Origin of the sequence: Moraxella sp. DOX410, from assembly GCF_032248735.1 — a bacterium.
Classification (GTDB): domain Bacteria; phylum Pseudomonadota; class Gammaproteobacteria; order Pseudomonadales; family Moraxellaceae; genus Faucicola; species Faucicola tetraodonis.
The window spans coordinates 2,374,143-2,399,733 of record NZ_CP135138.1 but is presented as its reverse complement, the minus strand read 5'-3'; the positions used below and the strand labels follow the sequence as shown (position 1 = coordinate 2,399,733).

Sequence of the window (25,591 nt, the reverse complement as noted above, 5' to 3'; positions counted from 1 at the left end):
ACAATAAAAAAAGCGATATAAGAAGTATATCGCTTTTTACTATAACCTGTTTTAATGTCAACATTATCATTAAATCAAGTTAAGAAATAGACATTACACCGTTAAACGATGACGGCCTTTAGCGCGACGACGAGCTAAAACTTGACGGCCATTCTTAGTAGCCATACGAGCACGGAAACCGTGAGTACGTTTACGTTTGATTACGCTTGGTTGGAAAGTGCGTTTCATGCGATTCACCTTGGCTAAATTTACGTGATATTTAACCGATAGCGGTTAAAATACAAAATTTCAAAACAGTTAATCTAGTATTATCCTTAATTTTAACCAATAGGTCAAGGATAACTAAGATTATTGGTTAATTTCTTTCTTTAAATCACAGACACAATCAATTATTTTATTTATTTAAAATAATATTTTTGTATAACAAATACCATTCAACAAAAGTTATCCACAAAAAATTATTTTATTATTATATATTCAATAAGTATTATTTATTATTATTAAGCAGGTCTATTTCTGTGGATATTTAACTAAAAATCATAAAAAAACAAATATTTGCCATGTTGATAAGTATGTATATAAACCGTTGATAGCTTGTTAGTAATTTCCTGTTTTTACTTATCAACAATTATATCCACATTGTTATCCACAATAATTTTATTTGTAAAATCGCTGTTTTATGATACATTACACCAAATTTGAAGATGCTTGGATTAGGAAAGCAAAGTTATGGCTGATGCATTATGGCTTAAGTGCGTTGACGAATTAAAATATCAAGTACCTGATAATATTTTTACCATGTGGATTCGCCCATTATCCGCCTCGATGCATAATAACACGATGGTTGTCAATGTACCTAACCAGTACTTTGCCAGTTATGTTGAAAAAAATCATTTAAGTCAAATTCAAACGATTTTACAACAGCTTGAGCCAACCTTACCGATTCATGTGCAGATTCAAATTGATAAGGGTAACGCAATCACTGATGCTGTCGGTACACAAGACCTTGGTGAGCAAAAAGTGACGCTGGTAAAAACTGAGCAGCAACGCTCTTTTCAGTATATCGATCCGCATTTTACGTTTGACCAATTCGTAACCGCAAAATCCAATCAAATTGCTTATAGTATTTGCCGAGAGACTGCCAACAACTTGGGTCAATCTAAAAATAATCCGCTGTTTATTTATGGTGCGACAGGTTTGGGAAAAACCCATTTGATGCAAGCAATTGCCCATGAGATTTTAAAGCAAGGCAAAAGTTTTTATTACTTTACGTCCGATAAGTTTGTCAACCAGCTGGTGCATTCATTAAGAACACAAAAAATCGATGAGTTCAAAGATAAAATTAAAAAAGCCGATTTATTGATTATTGATGATATTCATGTGATTGCCGGCAAGCAAAAAAGTAGCGAGCAGTTTTTGCTATTGCTCAATGACTTTATGAGCAAAAATAAACAGGTGATTTTGGCATCCGATAAACACCCGAGTGCCCTCACTGATTTTGACGAGCGTTTAAAGTCACGTCTAGCTTGGGGGGTGGCCGTGGCGTTAGAGCCGCCAGAGCTAGAAACCCGTATTCAAATTTTGCAAAAAAAATCCAAGGCGCAAGAGGTGATTTTGCCAAAAGAGTGCGCTATTTTTATCGCTCAGCATATCATCGCCAATGTGCGAGAATTGGAAGGCGCGCTCAACAAAGTTCTAGCTATTTCTCGTTTGCTCAATCAGCCTATCCATCTAGAGCTGGTACAAATGGCGTTAAAAGATTTGATTGCCATGCGTGTACAAGCGGTCAGCATGGATAATATTCGTAAAGTTGTTGCTGAGTTTTATGATATCTCAGTCAAAGACTTAATGGGTAAAAAGCGTTTACGTCATATCGCTCGTCCGCGGCAAGTGGCTATGAGTTTAGCCCGTGAACTAACCAACAACAGCTTTACAGAAATTGGTCAATCATTTGGCGGTCGCGACCATACCACGGTGATGCACGCCTGTGAGAAAGTTCAAGAACTTTGTGTCAGCGATCTGATGTTTGATAAGGATTATCGCTCATTAAAATTAATGTTACAGACCTAGTATTTTGTTAACTCGATTAAAAAGATTTTTAGTTAATTACCCCGTATAATAGATTGTAATTTTTCCATTTGTTAAACCATTCATTTTGATTTGAGGCGGTGCCATGCAATTAGTAATCTCTCGCGATTTGTTACTACAAGCGATTAATTTAATTTCAAAAGCCGCTGACAAACGCCATAACATGGTGATTTTGGGAAATATGAAATTGGCGTTAACCCCCTCTCAATTGGTGATGGTAGCGTCAGATTTGGAGCTTGAATTACAAGCCACCCTTAATTTGCCAGCATCGGCGTGCAAACAACCAGGTGAAATCACCGTTCCTGCCAACAAATTCAAAGATATCGTAAAATTATTGCCCGACGGTTTACCGGTCTCTATCACTGTCGCTAACGACAATCAGTGTTTAATTGTCTGCGGTAGTAGTCGTTTTAAACTCAGCACTTTGCCTGCCCAAGACTTTCCCCTATTGGGTGAGCCCGAGCAAGTCACGCCTATCCAATTGGGCCGTGAAGACCTAGTCGATTTGCTCGATAAAACGCATTTTGCGATGGCAGTGCAAGACGTGCGTTACTATCTCACCGGTATGCTGTTTGAGGTTAAAGAGCGGCAATTGGCGACAGTATCGACCGATGGTCACCGTTTGGCATTGGCACGTACTGTGATAGCGTGTGATGAGAGCGTGGCACTTGATGCAATTTTACCAAGAAAAGCCGTACTTGAATTACAACGTTTGTTAGCAGAGCTTAAACGCATGCTACCAAATCAAGATAATAAAATCACCCTCAATGTGGGTCGTGAATTTTTACAAGTTTTACTCCCCTTTGGGGAAGTCGATAGCACAGGTCAGCTAAAAAATGCCATCATGGTGGCTTTTACCGCCCGTTTGATTGATGGTAAGTTCCCTGATTATCGCCGCGTTATGCCGTCGTCAACCAACAAACTTGCCCGTATCAGCCAAGAGCAATTAGCGAATGTGCTTCGCCGCGTGGCTATTTTGAGTAATGAGAAATCGCGTGGCGTGATTTTTGATTTTTCAGGTGATAACAATTTGATGGTGCGTGCTAGCAATGCTGAGCAAGATGAAGCCAGTGAGCAGCTTGAGGTTAAGTATCAAGGTGAGCCCTTAGAGATATCATTCAATGTGGCTTATTTGCTAGATGTACTTAATGTATTGCAAGGGGAAATTGACTTTCATATGAGCCAAGCCAATGCTTCGGTATTGGTACAGCAAGTCAACGATAGCAAACACGAGTTTGTGGTTATGCCAATGCGTATTTAGTCAGCGGGCATATTTTTTTCAATTTAGTGATGAGTAGTCAAGTAGATAAATCATGCAAATTATTGAATTAACTATTCATCATTTTCGCAATCTTCACACGATTGCATTACAACCCAGCAGTTGTAATGTGGTCTTGGGTCAAAATGGCAGCGGGAAAACGTCGCTATTAGAAAGCATCTATTTATTATCGCGCGGCAAAAGTTTTCGCCATCATCAACCGAGGCATTATATTGAGCATGGTTTTAGCGATACGACGGTTTTTGCTAGGCTCAATGATGATCAAACAGTCGCTATTGCCAAATCCCAAGACGCTACCACGCAATTGCGACTCAATAGGCAGTCGCTTGTCACCCAAAGCCCACTTGCGCAGCTGCTACCCACACTATTACTCGAGCCTGTGAGCCTTGCCCAACTAGAGGACGGTAGTCAAGCAAGGCGTGAAATGTTAGATTGGTTAGGGTTTCACGTGGAACCATCGTTTCATCCCAATTGGCTGTCTTATCAGCGTCTATTAAAACAGCGCAATAGCTTATTAAAGCAAAATTTTGGTAATGCCTCATTGACTAGCCTGCAACAGCAAGAGCTATCCGCTTGGGATTACCAGCTCAGTCAACATGCAGAAAAAATTCACCAAGCAAGGGCCGACATCATTGAACAATGGCATCCCCATTTTTTGGCGCAAGTGCAAAAATTTTTACCCCAGTATGCCGAAAAATTACGATTGCGTTATACCCCGGGGTTTGATACTGAAGCTGGCTTAGCCATTACCTTAGCCAATCGTTTAGCATCTGACATTGAGCTTGGCTATACGCGTATGGGATGCCATCGGGCTGATATCAATGTCGTGCTAGATTTAGTGCATACTGATGCAGCAGGGCATAAACACAAGCAGACATTGCTTGCCACCGATATGCTATCACGGGGTGAAAAAAAACTATTAGTTATGGCGCTTCGCTTATCGCAGTTGCCGTTACTCAATCAGGTCGATAAAGTACCCTTGGTATTGGTGGACGATATCACAGCGGAATTAGATAATGACGCACTTATGTTGTTATTAACTGGCTTAAAACAAGTGAATTCACAGCTGTTTATCACCAGTCTCACCCAAGATATCGTTGAGAGTATTCAAAAGATTTGGCAGGATAATATAAAACTGTTTCACGTGGAACAGGGAAGTGTTAGACAATTATCCCTTGAAGCACAAGGCATTCAAAATGACCTATGAAAACCAATAATATTTTTAGGTGACTAAGGTTAGATGATTAAGTATTTTTTCAAACTGATGTAACTTAAACTCCTTCTTTTTTAGCTCAGCTAAATCACCATTTTGCCTCTCATAAGCGGGGATATTCAGTGACTTTTCCCCTAAAATTTGCTACAATAAACCCTTTATTTTTCGCCAAAAAACTAAGAAAAAAATCAACGATTTTGACCATAAAATCGAGTATGTTCTGACGTTTTTGCCATGCAAAACTTATGGAGTCATCATGACTGATACATCTGCGAATGTAGCCGATCAGACACAACAATCTATTACCCAATCAAGTCATCAAGAAAATAAAGCCTATGGTTCTGACAGTATCCGCGTACTTCGTGGCTTAGAAGCCGTCCGTGTACGCCCTGGTATGTACATTGGCGACACCGACGATGGCACAGGTTTGCATCATATGGTGTTTGAAGTGGTAGATAACGCCATTGATGAAGCCTTGGCGGGTCACTGTGATCAAATTGACATCATCATCCACGAAGATGAATCGGTCAGCGTCAAAGACAATGGACGCGGTATTCCTGTCGATATTCACCCAGAAGAAGGGGTGTCAGCCGCGCAGGTTATTATGACAGTACTGCATGCGGGCGGTAAATTTGACGACAACAGTTATAAAGTCTCAGGTGGGTTGCACGGTGTTGGTGTGTCAGTGGTTAATGCGTTATCAAAAAAACTGGTGCTCGATATCTGGCGTGATGGCTACCACTATAGCCAAACGTATGCTGATGGTGAGCCCGTAGCGCCTATCAAGCAGCTCGAAGCCACCCATCAAACAGGCACACAAGTGCGTTTTTATCCAAGCGATGATATTTTTACAGGCACGATTTTTGATTTTGAAATTCTTGCCAAGCGTTTACGCGAATTGTCGTTTTTAAACTCGGGTGTACGCATCGTATTGACGGATGAGCGCGATGACAAACGCCATGAGTTTGAACATGTTGGGGGTCTATCTGAATTCGTTCATTACATCAATGCGGGCAAAACTGGGCTAAATGAGGTGTTTCATTTTACCAGTGAAGAAAATGATGGTATCAGCGTCGAAGTGGCATTGCAATGGACAGATAGCTACAACGAAAAAGTATTATGCTTTACCAACAATATCCCGCAAAAAGATGGCGGTACCCATCTTTCTGGTTTTCGTTCGGCATTAACACGCTGCCTAAATAGCTATATGGATAGCGAAAACTTGATGAAAAAAGAAAAAGTTGCGGTAACAGGTGACGATGCGCGGGAAGGTTTAACCGCAATTATTTCTGTCAAAGTACCTGACCCAAAATTCTCAAGCCAAACCAAAGACAAACTGGTATCAAGTGAAGTCAAACCCGCGGTTGAATCAGCCATGCACGATAAGTTTAGCGCTTATTTGCTTGAAAATCCCAATGCGGCTAAAGGGATTGCTGGTAAAATCATCGATGCCGCCCGTGCGCGAGAAGCTGCGCGTAAAGCTCGTGAAATGACCCGCCGTAAAACCACCCTTGATATCGCAGGTCTGCCAGGCAAACTTGCTGATTGCCAAGAAAAAGACCCCGCGATGTCAGAGCTGTACATTGTGGAAGGGGACTCGGCAGGCGGTTCTGCCAAACAAGGGCGTAACCGTAAGATGCAGGCGATTTTACCGCTGAAAGGTAAAATTCTAAACGTAGAACGTGCGCGTTTTGATAAGATGCTATCGTCGCAGGAAGTGGGTACCTTGATTACCGCATTGGGTACAGGCATCGGACCTGATGAGTACAATCCTGATAAATTACGCTATCACAAAATTATCATCATGACCGATGCGGACGTGGATGGTTCACATATTCGCACCTTGCTCCTGACGTTCTTTTTCCGTCAAACCCCAGAGCTATTAGAACGTGGTCATATTTATATTGCGCAGCCACCACTGTATAAAGTGAAAAAAGGCCGCCAAGAATTGTATGTTAAAGATGATGAAGAGTTAAAGGCCTATTTGTTGTCGTCAACCATTGACGATACCCAGTTGCATTTGAGTGAAGGTACGCCTGCGGTCACAGGGCAAGCGCTAGAAACCTTGCTCAATGATTATAACCAAACTCAGACCATCAAAAACCGTTTGCAAATCAAATATCCAAGCGCCGTATTGGATGCGTTGGCAATCACCAGCAAGCTTAGCATACCGATGATTGAAGATGAAGCGAAAATGCGAAATTGGCTAGAAGCGTTAGAGCAGAATTTAGCAGTGACGGCAGATGGATTGCACCCACAAATTGAATTAGAGTCCTTTAGCAAACAAGAAGGCGATCATCAAAAAACCTATTATCTACCGCGCGTGACGATTTTTATCCATCAGTTGCCACACGCATACTTGTTAGATACCGCATTTATTGGTTCAGGTGAGTATAGCCGTTTGCATCGCTTGACCAGCCAGTGGAAAGACATGTTGTCAGATACCGCTTATATCGCTAAAGGTGATAAAAAACTGCCGATCAAAGACATGGGTTATCTATGGCAATTTATCATGAGTGATGCGCGCCGTGGTTTAGCGATTCAGCGTTACAAAGGGTTGGGCGAGATGAATGCTGATCAATTGTGGGAAACCACGATGGATCCAGAAAATCGCCATATGCTAAAAGTCACCATTGAAGATGCGATTGCTGCTGACCATTTATTCTCGTGTCTGATGGGGGATGATGTAGAGCCGCGTCGTGCCTTTATTGAGGAGAACGCGTTAACGGTGACTAACTTAGATATTTAACCCAATTTTAGAGTCGTGTTTTAATACTTTAATACAATGGAAACCACCTTATGTTGTAATAAGGTGGTTTTATTTGAGCTTGAATTTTTAAAAGAGATATCACATGATTGCTTTATTACTGCTAGCGATAGCCTTATCGATGGATGCCTTTGCTGTAGCGATTGGATTGGGTGCCAAACACCGCCAAGATACGACAAAAATTGCGGTAATGGCAGGCGTATATTTTGGCGTCTTTCAAGGCTTAATGCCTTTGATTGGTTATCTCGGTGGACGTTCAATCTTAGGATTTATCGCAAATTGGGCGCCTTGGATTGCGTGCATTATTTTGGTGGGGCTTGGTGGAAAAATGCTGTATGAAGCTTTATCTGGCGATGATGAAGATGCCACATTACAAGATTCTACCCCGCACAATATTGCTTTAGATATCGCCAATGATGCCAATGTTGTTATTACGCATAAAACCATGACTACTTTAGCGATTGCAACCAGTATTGATGCAATGGCAGCTGGATTTACCTTAAATTTAATCCCAGTCAACCCTTATGTATCCTGTGTAGTAATTGCCGTAGTAACAGGGATTTTTAGCTTTATTGGCGTATTTATGGGCAAACAATCGGGTACTTGGCTAGAGAGTAAAGCTGAGATTTTTGGTGGGTTAGTGTTAATCGGTATTGGCATCAAAATGGTACTTTAATAAACTGGCTTTTTTGTTTTTAAATTTAATTTGTTAAATAAAAAAAGACTTTCAAATCAATGAAAGTCTTTTTTTATTGTTAAACTTAATCCATGGATTAACGCTCAATACGATACCATGCATCACGGGCTGCTAGGCGAGCTTGTTCCCAAGTCAAACGTGAGCTACCTTTGAATTGTTCCCAATCAGTGCGTAAATCATTTTCAACACTTTCAAACTCATTAGCGGTATTGAAATGATGACGTGCACGATAACCATAATCATACGCTGAGCGATAGTCGGTATCGTAATCATAGCCTTGAGTATAGTAAGTCGTGGTATTGTAGTTATTGCGCCAGTAGGTATCTTCTTCCGTATTACCTTCAAGCGTATTTGCTACGGCATTACCTGTGGCTGCACCTGCTACAGCACCAATTGCACCACCCACCACTGAACCTACGGGACCACCTACCGCACCAATCGCTGCGCCTGTAGCGGCACCGGCTGCCATACCTGTACCACTGGCAACAGGGTTAGCTTCTTTACGCTGTTCGCCTGCTTCAGTTGGATTGACTGCTTCACCGACTTCATGACCTGCTGCCCCGCCAGCTACAGCGCCAATCGCGCCACCCACTAAGGTACCGACAGGACCCGCTACTGAACCAACGGCTGCACCGGCTGCGGCGCCACCTAGTGCCCCAGAACCACTGGCAACTGGGTGAGGTTTTTCGTAAGCATCTTCAGCGGTGGTAGGATTGACTGCTTCACCGACTTCATGACCTGCCGCGCTACCTGCTACCGCGCCGATAGCGCCACCCACTAAGGTACCAACAGGACCGGCTACTGAACCAACGGCTGCACCTGCTGCGGCACCACCTAATGCACCTGTACCAGTAGCAACAGGATGACCTTTTTCTTCACCTTCTGCATAGCCATCCACCGTACGAAGACGTGGTGAATATTCCTGACCAGCAATACGCGCGTCTGTTCTATCCCAACCATCACGAATGGCTTCTTTGGCATCTTCCCATGCAAGACGTGAATTACCTTTTACTTCATGCCAGCTACGTTCAAGGTCTGATTCAACACTGTCAAACGTTGTGCCAGCTGGGTATTTTGCACGATTGGCATAGCCGACGGCATAAGCTGGTTGATAGTCAGTGGTATAATCATAACCATCTTTATAGTAGGTTGTTTGTGAATAGGTATCGTTCCAATAAGTATCTTCGATAGTTGGATCAATCGCTTCACCTGCGGCATGACCTGCAGCACCACCAGCGATTGCACCAATTGCGCCGCCGATTAACATACCTAATGGACCACCAATAGCACCGATAGCTGCACCTGCAGCAGCACCACCCATACCGCCTACTGCGGTACCGATTGGATGTGAGCCTGGTTCACCAGTGATAGGGTCGCGGTTTAAGTCTGAATTATTAATATTATCTACCATGATTGTATCCTCATTTGAAGTTTTTTTATCCAAGCCATACTAGTATTTAGAAAAAATTTTTAATACGGCTGTTATTTTTATTGTCGAAAAACGATTAAACGTGACGTTAACTTAAAATGCATAAATTAAAATCAATTTTTCGTAAAACCGTTTCCGGTTATTACTGTTTCATAATAATAAATTTTTGCGTCTAATCTGTAGCAATATCAGCAATTTTTTCGTAGAGTTTGGTAAACCTAAAGCCTATTAGATGATGTTTGTGTAACAAAGATAATCAATTGGTGAAAGAGATACAAAAAAACGCAAGTAAAGACTGTTTATCAGAGAAATTTTTTAAGAAAAATTTTTACTTAAAACATTCATGTAGCTATTTTTCACCCTATAAAAATCAGCAAATAAAGCCGTTAATTGGTACAATACCCATAAATTTTTGAAACCTGTTAGCATCGGTTCAGTTAAGCTATTTACCTAAATTTAAAGAGGCTTGTATGTCAACATCCAACAACTCAATCAAACAAGACCGTATTTTGGTATTGGATTATGGTTCACAGTACAGTCAACTGATTGCGCGCCGCGTGCGTGAAGCAGGGGTATTCTGTGAAATGTACCCATACGATATTGACGCACAGCGTATCCGCGACTTTGGTGCAAAAGGGGTTATTTTATCGGGCGGTCCAGAAAGCGTGTATGCAGAAAATAGCCCAAAAATTAATGACGCCGTATTTGATATCAATGTGCCTGTGCTAGGCATTTGCTATGGTATGCAAGCGATGGCAGACCGTTTCGGTGGCAAGATTGAAGCCAGTAGCCACCAAGAATTTGGCGCTGCTATCATTGAAAAAACCGCTCAAGATAGCTTTTTTAAAGGCATTGAAGATGAGCCCAACAAATTACACGTTTGGATGAGTCATGGCGATAAAGTTGTTGAGTTACCTGCAGGCTTTGAAGTAACTGCGATAACCCCAAGCTGTCCAATTGCTGCGATGGCAAATGAAAGCAAGCATTATTACGGAGTGCAGTTTCATCCAGAAGTGACCCATACGCTGCAAGGTGAAGCATTGATTAGCCGATTTGTGCACCAAATCTGTGGCTGTGCCAATGCGTGGACACCGGATAACATCATTGAGATGCGTGTGGCGCAGTTAAAAGAACAAATTGGTGATGAGCAAGTGTTGTTGGGACTTTCGGGCGGCGTAGATAGCTCGGTGGTAGCCGCACTGCTTCACAAAGCGATTGGCGAGCAGCTAACTTGTGTGTTTGTTGATAATGGTTTGTTACGGCTCCATGAAGGCGACCAAGTGATGCAAATCTTTGCTGAAAACATGGGCGTTAAAGTCATTCGCGTGGATGCTGAAGAACGTTTTTTAACCGCATTAGCTGGCGTTAGCGATCCAGAAGCCAAACGTAAAATCATTGGCAAAACCTTTATCGATGTGTTTGCAGATACCGCACGTGAACTGTCGGCTGAGGGCAAAGGCATTCAATTCTTGGCACAGGGGACCATTTACCCCGATGTCATTGAATCTGCAAAAAGTCACCAAGGCAAAGCGCATGTAATCAAGTCGCACCACAATGTTGGTGGCTTGCCAGACGATTTGCAGTTCAAACTCGTTGAACCCTTACGTGACTTGTTTAAAGATGAAGTGCGTAAGCTCGGTGTGACATTAGGGCTACCTGAAAAAATGATTTATCGTCATCCTTTCCCAGGTCCAGGTCTAGGCGTGCGTATTTTGGGTGAAGTGAAAAAAGAATATGCCGATATTTTGCGTCAAGCCGATGCCATCTTTATGCAAGAATTGGAAAAATCTGGTTGGTATGATAAAACCGCACAAGCGTTTGCGGTGTTCCAACCTGTAAAGTCAGTGGGCGTGGTCGGTGATGGTCGCCGCTATGCGTGGGTGATTGCGTTACGAGCGGTTGAAACCATTGACTTTATGACAGCACGTTTTGCGCATTTACCGTATGATTTGATTGAAACAGTGTCCAATCGCATCATGAATGAAATCAAAGAAGTATCACGTGTGACCTACGATATCTCAAGTAAGCCACCAGCGACCATTGAATGGGAATAAAGCGACTAAAAAAGCTAATAAAAAAGGCGATTGATTATCGCCTTTTTTATGGGGTTAAACCACGACCGATAGCGTTATCGAGTATTGCTTTTACGTATCGCCAAAACAATCATTACCAATAAAATGCTAAAAAACCCCAGTGATAATTCTGGGATACTAAAGCCTAAAAACGTCCAGTCAATCACCGCGCACTCGCCAGAACCTTTAAATACTTCTTTCAGCACTTGTGCAATCGGCAGCGTATCCATCCAATAGTCTAACCCAGGACCACATGAGGGGACTTGGTCAGGTGGCAGGTGTTGAATCCATACATGGCGAATCGCCACAGCAATTGACCACAAAATGCCAAGCAGCGCGCCAAACATCAACAAAATCTTTGCCCAAGCTTGTTTTGGATTGAGCAAAAAGGCGATAAAGGCAAAAATCCCCATCACAATCAAACCCACTCGCTGAAAGATACACAGCGGACACGGGTCTAATTTTACCACCTCTTGCAAATAAAAATAGGCGAAACTCATGCCTATAATGCTGGCTAACGTCAATAGTCCTGCCAGTCCCCGATAACTTAACAAGCTGTGGGTCAATGAAGCATCACGCATAAAACAACCATCAAACAATTTAGTGAAAAAGAATAAGCCAAACAATAGCGCTTAGAATTTTAGAAATTTAACCCTATAAAATAATCAGCGCAACGATACCTGCTAACTGGCACCTGATAACTAGCACCTACTAATTAGCGAAATTGACCTACATATGCATAAAAATCTTGTGTGTCATTCTGCTCGATATCAGCCTGCTCACGCACAGAGTCTTTGGCAAGCTGCTCGAAGTAAGTCATTTGCTCAGGGACCAATCCTTGATGTCTTAAGCGATTGGCATGCATTTGCGCCAGTGACTTACCAAACTGCCAGCTACTATCAAAGCGTTTGGTATCGGCTAACACTTGCGCTGATAGGGTATTGTCGGGATTTTGCGCTTTTGCCATCATCGATTGCCACGCGTTGCGGTAATCATTGCTACCATAGGTGACATCCATGAGTTCTGATAGCTTACGCATATCTAGCAAATGCTGTACTAGCCAGTCTTTAAATGCGACTTGACCCGCTATTGTATCAATCATTAAGTTTGGCTCGCGCCCTTGATTGACAATTTTTTCTTGGTTTTGAGCAAGTAGGGCATCTTCCTCGGGCAATAAGTCAGGACTATCCAGCAATAGACAGTACAACGCCAAAATTTCCATAAAACAGGCGGTATTTAGGCTGATACCGATTTCGCTATACGGATCTAAGTCAATCGCTCGGAGTTCCACATAAGCGATACCGCGCTTGGCCAAGGCATCACTGGGGTTTTCACCAGGTTGGGTGATTTGTTTGGGTCGAATCGGGCTGTAGTACTCGTTTTCAATCTGTAAAATATGGTCATTGATTTGAATGGGATAGCCATTGTCATCATCGAGTCCCAACGCGCTAAAATTAGGATGCGGCGTGTGGATGGCATTACGCAAACCTGCGACATATTCATCGAGACTGTTGTAGCGGATGTCTAAATCATCTTGTACGCTATTTTGGTAACCCAGTTTGCTCATACGCAGAGAGGTAGCGTTGGGTAAATAGTAAGTTGATGCGTTTATTGGCTTTAGCGGATGCTCGCGACCCTTTAAAAAACACGCGCACACGGCAGGACTTGCACCAACCAAGTACAGTACCATACCACTCAGACGCTTGAAGTTACGAATCAAACCCAAGTATTTTTCATTTTTAAATTCAGTTAATGGCTGGGTATCACCTAACTGCTGTTGCCAAGCGGTGAATAAATTATCACCAAATGATAAATTATAATGCAATCCTGCAATGGTCTGCATACGGCGACCATAGCGGATGCCTAGACCGTGACGATATAAGGTTTTTAGTCTACCTGAGTTTGAGGTGCCATAGTCGGCCAGCAAAATATCTTCATCGCCCGAAATCATACAAGGCATCGACATCGACCAAAACAGCTCATCATCGGTCAAAGCATTTTGTACCACAATATGCAAATCACGCAGCATATCAAGCGCTTCTTTCACCGTGGCTTTTGGCTCAGTAATTAGCTCTAACAAGCTTTCGGCGTAGTCAGTAGTAATAAAAGGGTGAGTGAGTTTTGAGCCAAGCTTTGCCGGGTGTGGGGTAGTGGCGATATATCCCTCAGGGCTCATACGTAAGCCTTCTTTTTCGATACCCCGTAGCATGCCATGGATGTTTTCAGCGGTCAGCCAAGTAGGTAGCTGCAAAGAAGTACAAGTTTGAGGCGCTTGGGTCATAGTTATCCTAGAATTATTGTTAATTGTGTGAAATTATGCCACCAAATCTATACAAACACTATCAAAATATCGTGATGACGAAATTACCAATTGCAATAATCGCCAAACGTAAAAACCCACAGTAAATACCGTGGGTATGATAAAAACTATCGTATTACTCGATTAACTGGTAATTTTTACTTGACATCTGTCACTTGTAATTAAGAGCAAGGCATTAAGAGAAATCCAATTCAGTCTCAAACCCTTTTAATTCATGACGCGCCATGGCTAAGTTTGATTTTTGACGATCAAGTACTAGGTACAAGAATAGGTTTTCGTTACGGACTAGCGGACGGATTAAGTGATATTGTTTACTTAATGTGATTAGGATGTCTTCGATATTATCATTAAGGTTTAAAGCTTTAGAAGCTTTACGTTTTGCACGTACTACTTCAGTATTTCCCGCTGCTGCAACTTCAAGGTCGATACCATTACCCGTTGTGGCAAGGGCTAGACCTGATTCGCTGTCAACCAATGCAGCTGCAATGAAACCGTCGATGTTATTGAGTGAGTCTAAAGATAATTTAGCCATGATAAGCTCCTTGGTATTATTAAATTAACAATAAAGATTGCTTATTAATAATTGCTTAGCTAACAAACTTAAATCATTAACATATTTAACATTAAGTAATTAACTGAAGTTACGCAGCCCTTTAAAAAAGCGCTATCATAACAAAAAAAGCAGTCAGCGAGAGTAAACAAATGAACAAAGACATGATAGAACTCTACAGCGACTACCTCATTGCAAGTTTTGGGCAAACCACCGCCACAGGACTTGCCAATCTACTACAAGGGAGCATCTACCCTGACAGCATCACCCGCTTTCTAAACAGTGAAACACTCACCGCCAAAGAACAATGGCAACTGATTAAACCCATGCTAAGACAGCATGAAAATGCCACACCCAATGCCATCGGCTATCTCATCTTTGATGACACCATACAGCCCAAACCGCACACAAGCGTCGACGACATCAACTGCTGGCACTACGACCACACCCAAAACAAAAATGTTAAAGGCATTAACCTGCTTAACTGTCTGTATCATCGCAAAGATATCGACATACCCTTAAGCTTTGACATCATCACCAAACCCAATGTCTTTACCGATGACAAAGGCAACGTTAAACGTAAAAGTGATAAAACCAAAAATCAGCGACTGCTTGATATGTTTGATAGCGCAATCAAAAACCAAGTCAAATTCGACTATGTATTAGCCGATTCTTGGTTTTCAGCCAAAGCGACATTCAAACATATTCGTAAAGCTAACAAGCATTTCATCTTTGCGTTAAAGTCAAATCGCTTGGTGGCTTTAACCGCGGATGATAGAGAAAAAGGTAACTTTGTACGTATTGATGAATCTAATCTACCCGATAATACCCCTGTTCACGGCTTTTTAAATGACTATCATGATGAAGTCTTGTTATTACGCCGAGTCTTTACAAACAAGGACGATTCTACAGGGGTGTTATATCTGGTATGCTCAGATTTGCAATGCGACAAGGATAAATTTATCAACGGCTATCAAAAACGATGGCAGGTTGAAGTGTATCATAAGTCGTTAAAGCAAAATGCCAATTTGGGTAAGTCGCCTGCTCATAGCCAAAGGGTTCGGTTTAATCATATGTTTTTAGCCACGTATGCGGTGTTTAAGCTTGAGTGTTTGAAAATCAAAACCAAGTTAAATCATTTCGCTTTGCGTACGAAGTTACTAATTTCTGCTAATCAGTCGGCTTTTGCCCAGCTTAAGGCTATTAGCGGTGCGTAACTTCAGTAATTAACAAGAATAAATTAATATCAACCTATATTAGGGTACTTGATGATAACACGGTTAAGTGTCATCACGCTGTTGATAAAATCATTATTACGGATAAAGGCTAACGACACAAATCAAATCTGATAAACGCTGAAAAAATGTAGATGATTTTGTTCAAAGGTAACAAATACAGGATGAATGAAAATTAAAAGGCTAAACTTAACAGTTGCTGGCTATATTTAAGCTAAAGCCTTTTAATTATGCAAATGAACTAGGTAAAGAATCCCAGTAAAATTAGTCAGTAAAGCTAGATAGAAAATGACGAACCACAACCACAAGTCGTGGTGGCGTTTGGATTGTTGACGGTAAAACGCGAGCCTTCTAATCCTTCCACATAATCAATGGTTGAGCCATGTAGGTATTGGTAGCTCAAACTATCAACAACCAATGCTACATCATCGTTACTAAAGGTAGCATCATCATCGCCCAAGTTTTCTTCAAAATTAAAACCATACGAAAAACCCGAACAGCCACCACCCGTCACATATACTCGCAGCATCAAGTCGTTATTACCTTCTGAATCACGTAGGTTACGCACTTTTTTAGCAGCATTGTCGGTCAAGGTCATGCCATCAACCATACTATCAGTTACGGTATCGCTCATCGGAGTATTCCTTATAAAAACTTTTTTCTTATTATGGGGTGCTTGCTTTATACTATCAAGAATTTTCCCATTTAATTTTAGTCAAATTTTTTGAGTTTTGAGCCGATTATGATAGAACTAAAAGATGCCAGTATTCGCCGTGATGGGCGGGTATTATTCAAAGATGTTAATTTGCAAATCCATCCAGGTTGGAAAATCGGGTTAACAGGCAACAATGGCACAGGTAAATCCAGTTTTTTTGCGACGCTATTGAGCCAAAAGGGCGAAGGCGAATTGGCACTCGACACAGGCAGTCTATCGGTTCCAAGCAGTTGGCAAATCGGTCATATGGCGCAAGAGATTGAAAGCACTGACCAATCGGCGATAGATTTTGTGTTGAGTGGCGATAAAGAATACTTTGAGCTGCAAGATAAGATTAACCATTCAGATACCTTGTCAGAAGATGAGCTTGCCCATGTGCACGCGCGCTTTGATGATATCCATGGCTATAGTACCCCTGCAAAAGCGTCTCAAATCATGACAGGACTTGGCTTTAATGTCGCTCAAGAAAGCCAACCTGTGAGTAGTTTTTCAGGGGGCTGGCGCATGCGCCTAAACCTTGCCAAAACCTTAATGAGCCGAGCGGATTTATTGTTGCTTGATGAACCGACCAATCACTTGGATTTAGATGCCATCTTATGGCTTGAAGAATGGCTCAAAGCCTATGACGGCACGTTACTCATGATTTCGCATGACCAAGCGTTTTTGGATAATGTGGTGAGCAATATCTTGCACATTGAAAACCAACAAATGACCCTTTATACAGGCAATTACAGCACCTTTGTGCGTACCCGCAGTGAACGCCTAGCCCAGCAGCAGCAACAGTTTGAAAAACAGCAAGAAACCCGTGCCCACCTTGAAGATTTTATCCGCCGTTTTAAAGCCAAAGCCTCCAAAGCCAAACAAGCGCAAGCCCGTGTCAAACAGCTGGAACGGATGACTGAATTGGCGCCCATCATGGCCGACAATCCGTTTCAATTTCGGTTCAAATCCCCTGTGCAATTAACATCGCCATTACTGGTGCTAGATAATGCCAGTGTCGGCTACAACGGTGTAGCACTCATCGAGAACATTCGCCTACAAATTACCCCTGACAGCCGCATCGGTCTGCTAGGGATGAATGGCGCAGGCAAATCAACGGTCATTAAAGGCTTGGTGGGTGAGTTACCTATCTTGTCTGGGACGCGTAAAGCCGCAGATAGTTTGGTGCTAGGGTATTTTAACCAACACCAAATGGATAGCCTCGATGGCGAAGCATCACCCATGTTGATGCTGCAGCGTCTCGCAGGCAAAACCTCAGACGCTGATTTACGCGCGTTTTTAGGGAGTTTTGATTTTCGCGGTGAGCGCATTGATACAAAAAGCAAGTTGTTCTCTGGCGGCGAGCGGGCAAGACTTACCCTTGCGCTCATCGTATGGCAGCGTCCCAATGTCTTGGTACTGGATGAGCCGACCAACCACCTAGATTTGGAGATGCGGCAAGCATTGAGCATGGCTTTGCAAGAATTTGAAGGGGCGGTCATTCTGGTGTCACATGACCGAGAAATGATAGCCAATGTTTGCGATGAGTTATATTTGGTGCATGATGGGCAATGTAATGTCTTTGACAATGACATCGCTTATTATAGTCAGTGGTTATCACAAACCCGTAAGCAGCAAGCCAAACAAGCGAACGACAATAAAAAGCTCGAAGACAAAAAATTAGCCGACCATAAAACAGATGTTTCACGTGAAACGTCTAGCGTAACCAATGCATTATCTAAAGAAGAACAACGCAAAAAATCCGCTGAACAGCGTAAACTCACCGCGCCCATCCGTAAAAAAATCGAAAACGAGGAAAAGCAACTAGAAAAATTCATGGCGCAGCTAGGTGAGATTGAAGAAAAGTTGGGTGATGCAGGTCTGTATGATGATAGCCGAAAAGCTGATTTGTTAACGTTGCTCGATGAGCAGACGGCATTAAAAAGTGACATTGAAGCAGTCGAAGAGCAGGTGATGAATTTAATGATGGCACTTGAAGAGATGGAAAATAATTTTAACTAGCCAATAAAAAAGACAGCCTAGACTGTCTTTTTTTATTTAATCTAACATTATTTTGCATCAGCAAAATATTTTTGTAAATCATCATTACCACCGATGTGTTTGCCACCGATAAATACCTGTGGGGTAGTTTCACGACCCGTAATGGCTCGTACTGAGGTAATACTGGCGTCTTTACCAAGTACGATTTCTTCAAACTGGAAGCCTTTTTGTGTTAACGTTTCTTTGGCTTTGGCACAATGTGGGCAACCAGGCTTGGTAAAAATTGAGACAGAAGGCTTGTCTTGCCAGTTTGGGTCAATGTATTTAATCATGGTATCAGCATCTGATACTTCGTATGGGTCATCACTGTCGCTGTCTTGGGGTTCGTCAAAGATTTTAACGATTTTACCATCATCGACCAGCATCGAATAACGCCATGAACGTTTGCCAAACCCAATCGCTGAGTCATCAATTAAGCGTCCCATCGCTTCAGTAAGCTCACCGTTGCCATCTGGAATCACAGTCACATTGCTACAGTCTTGGTCTTTTGCCCAAGCATTCATGACAAAGGTATCGTTGACCGAGACACATACGATGTCATCAACGCCTAGTTTGTTAAATTCAGTTGCCAATTCATTATAGCGGGGTAAATGCAGTGATGAACACGTTGGTGTAAATGCCCCTGGTAAGGCGAACAATACGACTTTTTTGCCTTTAAATAATTCATCCGTGCTAACATCTACCCATTTGCCTTGCTGTTGGGTATGAAAAGTCACGCTTGGCACTTGTTTGCCAATCATATCGCTAAACGCCATATCCTACTCCTTATTATGGTAAATTGTTATACTACTTTTAGTAAATTACCTATCTATTTACTCATTATACAAACAAATAAGGTAAAAAACTGTAATCAGCATTATTAAAAAGTTAATTATTTTAATCAGTATTTTAAATCATTATATAATTTATGATTTATTTTATATTATTAACTGTGGTGATAACAGTCCGCGAATTGTTAAAAATTGACAAAATCAGTTATGATAGGGCAGATTTTTTTAGATTTTATTCAACAAATTTGATAAGGAAAACCTTATGCCATCATTTGACGTGGTTTCAGAATTACAATTATTTGAAGTTAAACATGCTGTGCAAAATACCGAGAAAGAAATCGCCACCCGGTTTGATTTTAAAGGCAGCGATATTAAAGTCGAACTGAATGAAAAAGACAAAAAAATTACCATCACCGCAGACAATGAGTTACAGATGGAAAATGTGTATGCCATGCTTGAGAAAAACATGATAAAACGTGGGGTAGATTTGCAGTCGCTCGACCCACAGGATAATCAAGGCTCGGGCAAACAAATGAAAAAGGTGGTCAATCTCAAAGATGGACTTGATGGCGATACCGCCAAAAAAATCAGCAAGGCATTAAAAGAGTCGGATTTGAAAGTATCGGCAGCGATTCAAGGCGATAAAGTACGAGTTAATGATAAGAAAAAAGACACGCTACAGCAAGCGATGGCGTTTTTGAAAGAAAAGCAATTTGGTGTGCCACTGCAATTTAATAATTTTAAAGACTAACACGCAAAAATTAGCACGCAAAAATTAGTACAAAACAACTAGCATAAAAAAAGCCCTTTTCTCAAACAGGGCTTTTATTTTTACAGGTTGCTATTAAAGACTTTCTTTTGTACTCGGCAATCTATCGAGTGCGCGTTCATCATATTCTACCGCCATGCGCAGCGCACGAGCAAAGGCTTTAAACGTACTTTCAATCTGATGATGGCTATTTTTACCTTTTAAGTTATCCAAATGAATAGTTATCATGGCGTGATTGACAAAGCCATAAAAAAATTCACTGAACAAATCCACATCAAACCCACCAATCATCGCACGGGTAAAAGGGATATCCATGTGCAGTCCAGGTCGACCTGAAATATCCACTACCGCACGGGAGAGGCTTTCATCGAGTGGCGCATAAAAATGTCCATAACGCACGATGCCTTTTTTATCGCCAATCGCTTGTTTGAAGGCTTGACCTAGCGTGATACCGACATCTTCGACACTATGATGGTCGTCAATGTGGGTATCACCGTTACAGGTGATATCCATGTCAATTAAGCCATGTCGTTTGATTTGGTCAAGCATGTGATCAAGAAATGGCACGCCCGTGTCAATGTTGCCTTGACCGGTACCGTCAAGGTTGATAGATACGGTGATTTGGGTTTCGGCGGTATTTCGTGTGACAGTGGCGATACGCGATGGGCGAGTGGTCATGGTTTTCCCTTACAGTTAAAAATCACAGTCTTTTATGTTCAGCATCTTTTTCACGCTGTTTGATAACTTTACGCACTTTATCACGCGCACGGTCTTGTTTGAGCTTGGATAGATAATCCACAAAAACTTTACCATTTAAGTGGTCAATTTCATGTTGGATACATACGGCAAGTAGGCCTTGTGCTTCTTCAACAAACGGGTTACCCTGCGCGTCGACAGCCTCAATTCTGACATATTTGGGTCTATCGACTTTGTCATAATACTCTGGCACAGACAAACACCCTTCTTCGTAGCTATATAATTCATCGGCTAATGGGGTGATAACAGGGTTGATAAACACCCGAGGCTGACTGCCATCTTCAGATAAGTCCATCACCACCAATTGAATATGCTCATCCACTTGCGTTGCCGCCAGACCAATACCTTTGGCGGCATACATGGTTTCAAACATATCATCAATCAAGTTTTTTAGGTTATCATCAAAATGGGTGACAGGCTTGGCAAGGGTACGAAGCCTCGGATCTGGGTAATTTAAAATGGTACGTAAAGTCATAATCAATCAACTGTTAATAAGGCAAATAATAAAGCAAAAATTATCTAAAAAAATTGACATAGGGTAACGCAAACGCTAGAGTTTGGCTACTATAACTTATATATAGGTGCAAACCAATCGCTTCACAATAGCAAATAATCAATGATAATGATTGAGTGATTAAAATCCACCAAAACCAATTATTTAAAAAAACTATTTAAAGAGAATCAAAGAGAAAATTTATGAAGCTCCAATAATTTTATGCTATGCTAACCAAAATTTACATAGTGCAAATTATGGGTGATTTTGCGACACATAACACAACATTCGGCTATGATTTTTATAAGTGATGGTAAAGCATATGCCATTTTAAAGCGTTAAGCCGTTGACCTTGAGTATTGGGCTATGACAAACTATAACACCACGACAATGAAAAAATTATCCTTCGCTTTGTTGGCAACCCTTGGTATGACAGTGACTTCGCTAGCCGCTGCTAATAATCCGCCGCCTCGTATCAAAGCCGATGCGCCCAACCGTTATGTGGTAAAAAAAGGTGATACGCTTTGGGATATCTCCGGTAAATTTTTAGAAAGTCCTTGGCGCTGGAAAGAAATTTGGGCGACCAATAAGCAGATTCGTAATCCGCATCTGATTTATCCAAAAGATGTGATTATCTTATGTGTGATTAAAGGGCAAAAATTGGTCGGTGTAGACACGGGGGAAGGCTGTGCAGGCATTGAAAAAGCCATGAGCGCGCCAACCACTACAACCACGGTGGTGAGTGCCGCAGGTAGTATCCCTGCGATTCCTTTGACTGCCATTGAAACTTGGCTTGAGCGCAATATCATCGTATCGCCTGATGATTTTAAAAATACCCCTTATGTGCTGGCTTCAAAAGATAAAAACATTATCACAGGTGTCGGTAACAAAATCTATGCCAAAGGCGTACCACTCATTGTGGGACAACGCTATGGTGTGTATCGTGAGGGCGAACCGTATGTTGACCCAACCACCCGTAAAGTCATCGGTCTTGAAGTCACCCAAGTTGCCGCAGGTATCGTCACTAGCGTAGCATCAAACGGTGTTTCTAGTATCGAGCTTAAAAAATCGTATGGTCAAGAAGTGCGCGAAGGTGACCGTGTGTTTGTCGAAGTCGGTCAGTACTTACCACCTGCGTTTTATCCAAAACCTGCCAGCGTTACCCGTGGCGGTCGCGTGATTCGTATTTTAAACTCAATTAGTAGTGCCGGTCGAGATGGGGTGATTGCCATTAATTTGGGCACCAGCCAAGGCGCTGAGCCAGGCGATGTGTTGACAGTTTATCAAAAAGGCGCTTTAGTCTTGGACGACTATTCATCCGTGAAAGGTGGGGCAGTAAGGTTGCCAAGTGAGCAAATCGGTCATGTGATGGTATTTAAAGCATTTAACGATATTAGCTACGCTTATGTACTCGATGCAGAATCACCGATTCATGAGCAAGATTTCTTATTGCCTGCGGTCGGCAACTAACTATCTTGCTTGCCTTTGCTTGCTTGCCCTTGCTTATGCTTGATTGGTAAGCGATCGTTCAAAAGCCAGTCACCTTGACTGGCTTTGCTGTCTTTAAAGTTTTTATCGTGAGAAAAATTTATAATAGCAAACATTCATAAGCCCTATACATGCCCAAGGAATATACGTGATGCAGGACTATCAGCCTAACCTAAACCCCGCACAGCAGGCTGCCTTATTGTTATGGCATTTAGTGAACTTATCTGTACCTGTTTATAACAAGCTTGTAGCGCGCTTTGGTAGCGCTGAACAAGCGATTCAAGCCAAGCTGGCAGATTGGCAAGCGCTGGGCTTGCATGATAATCACCACAAACGCTTTGCTGAGTTTATCAGCACCAGTCGAACCAGCCAGTTTTTGAATGATACGCTATTAGAACTATTACAAGGGCAGTATGGTGTGGTGTTTGATAATGACCCTTTATATCCGAATCAGTTAAAAAACATCTATGACCCACCCCCTTTGCTATTGTACCAAGGCAACTTATCTGCCTTAAGCCAACCACAATTGGCGATCGTTGGAAGTCGTAAACCTAGCCCACATGCCGAAAAAATTGCCTTTGATATGGCGCAATATTTGGCGCACGAAGGCTTATGGATCACCAGTGGCATGGCAGAAGGAATTGACAAACAAGCACATTTAGGTGCGTTAAGTTTACAGATGACGGCCACACAAGGTGGTACTATTGCGGTACTGGGCAATGGTATTAAACACTGTTACCCAAAAAATCACGCCAGCCTTAAAGCCCATATTATTGCGTCAGGTGGCTGCGTCATTAGTGAATTATTGCCTGATATGCCGAGCAATCGCTACCATTTTCCAAGGCGCAATCGTCTCGTCGCTGGGCTAAGTTTAGCAACTTTGGTTGTAGAAGCGGCTGCAAAAAGTGGCTCGCTCATCACGGCCAGAGAAGCCAACGAGCAAGGCAAACAAGTTTTTGCTATTCCTAGTCATATTGATAACCTCAACGCCAAAGGTTGCCACCAATTGATTCGTGAAGGTGCGACCTTGGTCGATCATCCATCACAAATTTTGGAAGATTTATCAATTTTTAAATCACCGATTGTCAAAGCCACCGAGGTTGAAACAGCGCCGATAGTTGCACAGGCAGTGAGCAATAGCCCTCAATTACCGTCCGAATCAGCACCAAAAACCCAGCCGCACCAAGCGACATTGGCGATGGATGTGCCCCCGCATTTGCAGACACTACTTAATCAACTCGATTGGGTCGGGCAAGATTTAGACAGCTTGGTCGATAAGACCCGCACCGATATTGCGACACTTATGGGCTGGCTGATTGAGCTTGAGCTAATGGGATTGGTGATGCAGCGCGGCGGTCTGTATATGCGCTGCCGCCCTTAATTTTGATAAGCGATAAGCAAAAAAAACTACAAAATAATCGAGGTATATAATGCAATTTAATGACACCCAGCTCGATGCAGTTCAGCAATTTCTACAAGCCGGCAATCTACTGGCTTATCCAACCGAAGCGGTGTGGGGAATCGGCTGTGACCCATTTAACGAAACCGCAGTGAAACAGATTTTAGCGATTAAACAACGTCCAATCGAAAAAGGTATGATTGTTATCACAGGCGATATCGCCCATATTCAGCCATTCTTACAGCCGTTACCACAGCAAGTAGTCGATAGCATTGCGGCAAGTTGGCAGTCTAGCGATGCACAAGCCACCACTTGGTTGTTACCGATTCCTGCATCATTGCAAGGCAAAATCCCCGAGTGGGTCACAGGTGGGCGAGATAGCTTAGCCATACGGGTGATTAGCCATCCGATGATTGCCGAACTTTGCAATCACATCGCACACGCAGACAACAATAACCCGTTTGGATTTTTGGTATCCACAAGTTGTAACCTATCGGGGCTAACACCTGCTACTGATTTCGCGGCTGCTTATCATTACTTTGGTGATGCCATCGGTTATTTACTTGGCGACACCCTTGGATTTGTTCGACCTAGCCAGATTTTTGATGCATTAACCCAACAACAAGTACGCGCTTAATGCCTTGTTTTTAGCAATGTTGTTTTTAACCATGTTTCTAGCGATTTTTAATCCCTAATTTCATAAATACGCAAATTTAGTGTGGATTTCATAGGAAAAACGTCATTTTGACCCGCAAATAATGCGAATCACTCTTGAAATCAAAGGAATTAACCATTATCAAAGCCAATAACTTTAACCGTTTTAACGTGTAACTGTTACCTTGGTGACGGTTACTTTGATAATAGGAGTGATGATTGATGAATTCAGCTGATAACAACCAAAATACGCAACCGCAAAATCAAACTGACGCCGTCTCAACGGAGTTAAAAGATGCCATGGAACAGTTTGAGCCAAGTAACGAGCAAAAAACCATTCCTAGCGACATCAATTTGAGCACCTACGAGCAGCGTATTGCCGAGCTTGAAGGTCAAGTCAAAGAAGCCAAAGAAGCCCATGCCCGTGCCAATGCTGAAGCCTACAATGCGCGCAACCGCATGGAGCAAGAAACCGAAAAAACCAAAAAATTTGCTTTAGAAAAATTTGCCAAAGACCTATTAGACACTGTTGATAACCTTGAACGTGCGATTGAAAGCAGCCAATCTGACAATGATCCTGTGCTTGAAGGCGTCAAACTCACCCACAAATCGCTGATTGCGGTGCTAGAAAAATACGGTGTTAAAGTGGTCAATCCACAAGGCGAAACATTTAATGCCGACCTACATGAAGCCGTGGGTATCGACCCAGAAGCGAGCGCCAACCAAGTCGGTCAAGTACTACAAAAAGGTTATACACTACATGAGCGTTTATTGCGCCCAGCCATGGTTCGCGTAGGTAGCTAGTAAGCAAGCAGTAAACCACGGATTGACTGATTGGTTACAACTGTAGCAAAAAA

General features: G+C 42.2%; 22 protein-coding genes and 2 pseudogenes. 13 read left to right on the top strand and 11 right to left on the bottom strand.

Annotated features, from left to right (window positions below):
* Positions 1-93: 93 nt before the first annotated feature.
* On the bottom strand, positions 94-228 hold the full coding sequence (gene rpmH, locus RNZ41_RS10750) for a 50S ribosomal protein L34 (protein WP_050326012.1): 135 nt from the start codon (positions 226-228) through the stop codon (positions 94-96).
* A gap of 501 nt (positions 229-729) precedes the next feature.
* Here rpmH and dnaA point away from each other — a divergent pair.
* The 5 genes from dnaA (at position 730) to RNZ41_RS10725 (ending at position 8,023) form a co-directional block, all read left to right on the top strand.
* Positions 730-2,070 (top strand): chromosomal replication initiator protein DnaA, encoded by a 1,341-nt coding sequence (dnaA, locus tag RNZ41_RS10745; protein WP_314027265.1) that lies wholly within the window; start codon positions 730-732, stop codon positions 2,068-2,070.
* 103 nt (positions 2,071-2,173) lie between these two features.
* Entirely contained in the window at positions 2,174-3,349 is a 1,176-nt protein-coding gene (dnaN, locus tag RNZ41_RS10740; RefSeq protein ID WP_314027264.1) for a DNA polymerase III subunit beta, read from the top strand.
* Between the two features lie 52 nt (positions 3,350-3,401).
* Complete coding sequence (gene recF / locus RNZ41_RS10735; protein WP_314027263.1) at positions 3,402-4,574, top strand: DNA replication/repair protein RecF; 1,173 nt, start codon at positions 3,402-3,404, stop codon at positions 4,572-4,574.
* A 262-nt stretch (positions 4,575-4,836) separates the two neighbouring features.
* Positions 4,837-7,329, top strand: coding sequence for a DNA topoisomerase (ATP-hydrolyzing) subunit B (gyrB, locus tag RNZ41_RS10730; protein ID WP_314027262.1), 2,493 nt, complete (start codon positions 4,837-4,839; stop codon positions 7,327-7,329).
* Positions 7,330-7,432: 103 nt separating this feature from the next.
* Entirely contained in the window at positions 7,433-8,023 is a 591-nt protein-coding gene (locus tag RNZ41_RS10725) for a manganese efflux pump MntP (RefSeq protein WP_065253948.1), read from the top strand.
* A 538-nt stretch (positions 8,024-8,561) separates the two neighbouring features.
* Here the strand turns inward: RNZ41_RS10725 and RNZ41_RS11820 are convergent.
* Positions 8,562-8,924 (bottom strand): annotated as a pseudogene (locus RNZ41_RS11820) (glycine zipper domain-containing protein); the annotation flags it as partial.
* Positions 8,925-8,990: 66 nt separating this feature from the next.
* Positions 8,991-9,455: pseudogene (locus RNZ41_RS11815) on the bottom strand (hypothetical protein); the annotation flags it as partial.
* 488 nt (positions 9,456-9,943) lie between these two features.
* Between RNZ41_RS11815 and guaA the strand changes: the two are divergent.
* Positions 9,944-11,527, top strand: coding sequence for a glutamine-hydrolyzing GMP synthase (gene guaA / locus RNZ41_RS10710; RefSeq protein ID WP_314027261.1), 1,584 nt, complete (start codon positions 9,944-9,946; stop codon positions 11,525-11,527).
* 74 nt (positions 11,528-11,601) lie between these two features.
* Here the strand turns inward: guaA and RNZ41_RS10705 are convergent, their stop codons facing one another.
* The 3 genes from RNZ41_RS10705 to RNZ41_RS10695 all read right to left on the bottom strand — a co-directional run bounded on the left by RNZ41_RS10705 (position 11,602) and on the right by RNZ41_RS10695 (position 14,397).
* Positions 11,602-12,126 carry a disulfide bond formation protein B gene (locus tag RNZ41_RS10705; protein ID WP_050326056.1) on the bottom strand — a complete coding sequence of 175 codons (525 nt, stop codon included), beginning with the start codon at positions 12,124-12,126 and terminating at the stop codon, positions 11,602-11,604.
* Between the two features lie 134 nt (positions 12,127-12,260).
* The gene (gene gshA / locus RNZ41_RS10700; protein ID WP_314027260.1) at positions 12,261-13,826 is read right to left on the bottom strand and encodes a glutamate--cysteine ligase; all 1,566 of its coding nucleotides are present in this window, start codon (positions 13,824-13,826) and stop codon (positions 12,261-12,263) included.
* A 214-nt stretch (positions 13,827-14,040) separates the two neighbouring features.
* Positions 14,041-14,397, bottom strand: a complete 357-nt coding sequence (locus RNZ41_RS10695; protein WP_050326054.1) for a roadblock/LC7 domain-containing protein — start codon at positions 14,395-14,397, stop codon at positions 14,041-14,043.
* 170 nt (positions 14,398-14,567) lie between these two features.
* Between RNZ41_RS10695 and RNZ41_RS10690 the strand changes: the two genes are divergently transcribed.
* Positions 14,568-15,632, top strand: coding sequence for an IS701 family transposase (locus RNZ41_RS10690; protein ID WP_472828420.1), 1,065 nt, complete (start codon positions 14,568-14,570; stop codon positions 15,630-15,632).
* Between the two features lie 295 nt (positions 15,633-15,927).
* Here RNZ41_RS10690 and erpA read toward each other — a convergent pair whose 3' ends face one another.
* On the bottom strand, positions 15,928-16,260 hold the full coding sequence (gene erpA, locus RNZ41_RS10685; protein ID WP_065253985.1) for an iron-sulfur cluster insertion protein ErpA: 333 nt from the start codon (positions 16,258-16,260) through the stop codon (positions 15,928-15,930).
* A gap of 132 nt (positions 16,261-16,392) precedes the next feature.
* On the opposite strand from erpA, the gene RNZ41_RS10680 reads away from it, so the two are divergent.
* Positions 16,393-18,366: an ATP-binding cassette domain-containing protein gene (locus RNZ41_RS10680; protein ID WP_314027258.1), complete on the top strand. Its 1,974-nt coding sequence runs from the start codon at positions 16,393-16,395 to the stop codon at positions 18,364-18,366.
* A 47-nt stretch (positions 18,367-18,413) separates the two neighbouring features.
* Here the strand turns inward: RNZ41_RS10680 and RNZ41_RS11810 are convergent, their stop codons facing one another.
* Entirely contained in the window at positions 18,414-19,160 is a 747-nt protein-coding gene (locus RNZ41_RS11810; protein WP_409950579.1) for a glutathione peroxidase, read from the bottom strand.
* 277 nt (positions 19,161-19,437) lie between these two features.
* Between RNZ41_RS11810 and RNZ41_RS10665 the strand changes: the two genes are divergently transcribed.
* Entirely contained in the window at positions 19,438-19,926 is a 489-nt protein-coding gene (locus RNZ41_RS10665; RefSeq protein WP_036591734.1) for a YajQ family cyclic di-GMP-binding protein, read from the top strand.
* Positions 19,927-20,019: 93 nt separating this feature from the next.
* On the opposite strand, the gene hisB is transcribed toward RNZ41_RS10665, so the two are convergent.
* Complete coding sequence (gene hisB / locus RNZ41_RS10660) at positions 20,020-20,622, bottom strand: imidazoleglycerol-phosphate dehydratase HisB (RefSeq protein WP_135887807.1); 603 nt, start codon at positions 20,620-20,622, stop codon at positions 20,020-20,022.
* A 22-nt stretch (positions 20,623-20,644) separates the two neighbouring features.
* On the bottom strand, positions 20,645-21,175 hold the full coding sequence (def, locus tag RNZ41_RS10655; RefSeq protein WP_314027257.1) for a peptide deformylase: 531 nt from the start codon (positions 21,173-21,175) through the stop codon (positions 20,645-20,647).
* A 384-nt stretch (positions 21,176-21,559) separates the two neighbouring features.
* Here def and RNZ41_RS10650 point away from each other — a divergent pair, with 384 nt between their 5' ends.
* Positions 21,560-22,663 carry a LysM peptidoglycan-binding domain-containing protein gene (locus tag RNZ41_RS10650; RefSeq protein ID WP_314027256.1) on the top strand — a complete coding sequence of 368 codons (1,104 nt, stop codon included), beginning with the start codon at positions 21,560-21,562 and terminating at the stop codon, positions 22,661-22,663.
* On the opposite strand, the gene RNZ41_RS10645 is transcribed toward RNZ41_RS10650, so the two are convergent.
* Positions 22,660-22,797 (bottom strand): hypothetical protein, encoded by a 138-nt coding sequence (locus RNZ41_RS10645; RefSeq protein WP_007117429.1) that lies wholly within the window; start codon positions 22,795-22,797, stop codon positions 22,660-22,662. The genes RNZ41_RS10650 and RNZ41_RS10645 overlap by 4 nt on opposite strands.
* Positions 22,798-22,832: 35 nt before the next feature.
* On the opposite strand from RNZ41_RS10645, the gene dprA reads away from it, so the two are divergent.
* The 3 genes from dprA to grpE all read left to right on the top strand — a co-directional run bounded on the left by dprA (position 22,833) and on the right by grpE (position 25,538).
* Positions 22,833-24,062: a DNA-processing protein DprA gene (gene dprA / locus RNZ41_RS10640; RefSeq protein WP_314027255.1), complete on the top strand. Its 1,230-nt coding sequence runs from the start codon at positions 22,833-22,835 to the stop codon at positions 24,060-24,062.
* A 49-nt stretch (positions 24,063-24,111) separates the two neighbouring features.
* Complete coding sequence (locus RNZ41_RS10635; RefSeq protein ID WP_096488249.1) at positions 24,112-24,717, top strand: L-threonylcarbamoyladenylate synthase; 606 nt, start codon at positions 24,112-24,114, stop codon at positions 24,715-24,717.
* 239 nt (positions 24,718-24,956) lie between these two features.
* Positions 24,957-25,538, top strand: a complete 582-nt coding sequence (gene grpE / locus RNZ41_RS10630) for a nucleotide exchange factor GrpE (protein WP_065253958.1) — start codon at positions 24,957-24,959, stop codon at positions 25,536-25,538.
* Positions 25,539-25,591 lie beyond the last annotated feature (53 nt).

Coding starts and splice junctions, on each gene's coding strand:
- rpmH (WP_050326012.1), bottom strand. CDS start 228: ATGAAACGCACTTTCCAACCAAGCGTAATCAAACGTAAACGTACTCAC.
- dnaA (WP_314027265.1), top strand. CDS start 730: ATGGCTGATGCATTATGGCTTAAGTGCGTTGACGAATTAAAATATCAA.
- dnaN (WP_314027264.1), top strand. CDS start 2,174: ATGCAATTAGTAATCTCTCGCGATTTGTTACTACAAGCGATTAATTTA.
- recF (WP_314027263.1), top strand. CDS start 3,402: ATGCAAATTATTGAATTAACTATTCATCATTTTCGCAATCTTCACACG.
- gyrB (WP_314027262.1), top strand. CDS start 4,837: ATGACTGATACATCTGCGAATGTAGCCGATCAGACACAACAATCTATT.
- RNZ41_RS10725 (WP_065253948.1), top strand. CDS start 7,433: ATGATTGCTTTATTACTGCTAGCGATAGCCTTATCGATGGATGCCTTT.
- guaA (WP_314027261.1), top strand. CDS start 9,944: ATGTCAACATCCAACAACTCAATCAAACAAGACCGTATTTTGGTATTG.
- RNZ41_RS10705 (WP_050326056.1), bottom strand. CDS start 12,126: ATGCGTGATGCTTCATTGACCCACAGCTTGTTAAGTTATCGGGGACTG.
- gshA (WP_314027260.1), bottom strand. CDS start 13,826: ATGACCCAAGCGCCTCAAACTTGTACTTCTTTGCAGCTACCTACTTGG.
- RNZ41_RS10695 (WP_050326054.1), bottom strand. CDS start 14,397: ATGGCTAAATTATCTTTAGACTCACTCAATAACATCGACGGTTTCATT.
- RNZ41_RS10690 (WP_472828420.1), top strand. CDS start 14,568: ATGAACAAAGACATGATAGAACTCTACAGCGACTACCTCATTGCAAGT.
- erpA (WP_065253985.1), bottom strand. CDS start 16,260: ATGGTTGATGGCATGACCTTGACCGACAATGCTGCTAAAAAAGTGCGT.
- RNZ41_RS10680 (WP_314027258.1), top strand. CDS start 16,393: ATGATAGAACTAAAAGATGCCAGTATTCGCCGTGATGGGCGGGTATTA.
- RNZ41_RS11810 (WP_409950579.1), bottom strand. CDS start 19,160: ATGGCGTTTAGCGATATGATTGGCAAACAAGTGCCAAGCGTGACTTTT.
- RNZ41_RS10665 (WP_036591734.1), top strand. CDS start 19,438: ATGCCATCATTTGACGTGGTTTCAGAATTACAATTATTTGAAGTTAAA.
- hisB (WP_135887807.1), bottom strand. CDS start 20,622: ATGACCACTCGCCCATCGCGTATCGCCACTGTCACACGAAATACCGCC.
- def (WP_314027257.1), bottom strand. CDS start 21,175: ATGACTTTACGTACCATTTTAAATTACCCAGATCCGAGGCTTCGTACC.
- RNZ41_RS10650 (WP_314027256.1), top strand. CDS start 21,560: ATGACAAACTATAACACCACGACAATGAAAAAATTATCCTTCGCTTTG.
- RNZ41_RS10645 (WP_007117429.1), bottom strand. CDS start 22,797: ATGTTTGCTATTATAAATTTTTCTCACGATAAAAACTTTAAAGACAGC.
- dprA (WP_314027255.1), top strand. CDS start 22,833: ATGCAGGACTATCAGCCTAACCTAAACCCCGCACAGCAGGCTGCCTTA.
- RNZ41_RS10635 (WP_096488249.1), top strand. CDS start 24,112: ATGCAATTTAATGACACCCAGCTCGATGCAGTTCAGCAATTTCTACAA.
- grpE (WP_065253958.1), top strand. CDS start 24,957: ATGAATTCAGCTGATAACAACCAAAATACGCAACCGCAAAATCAAACT.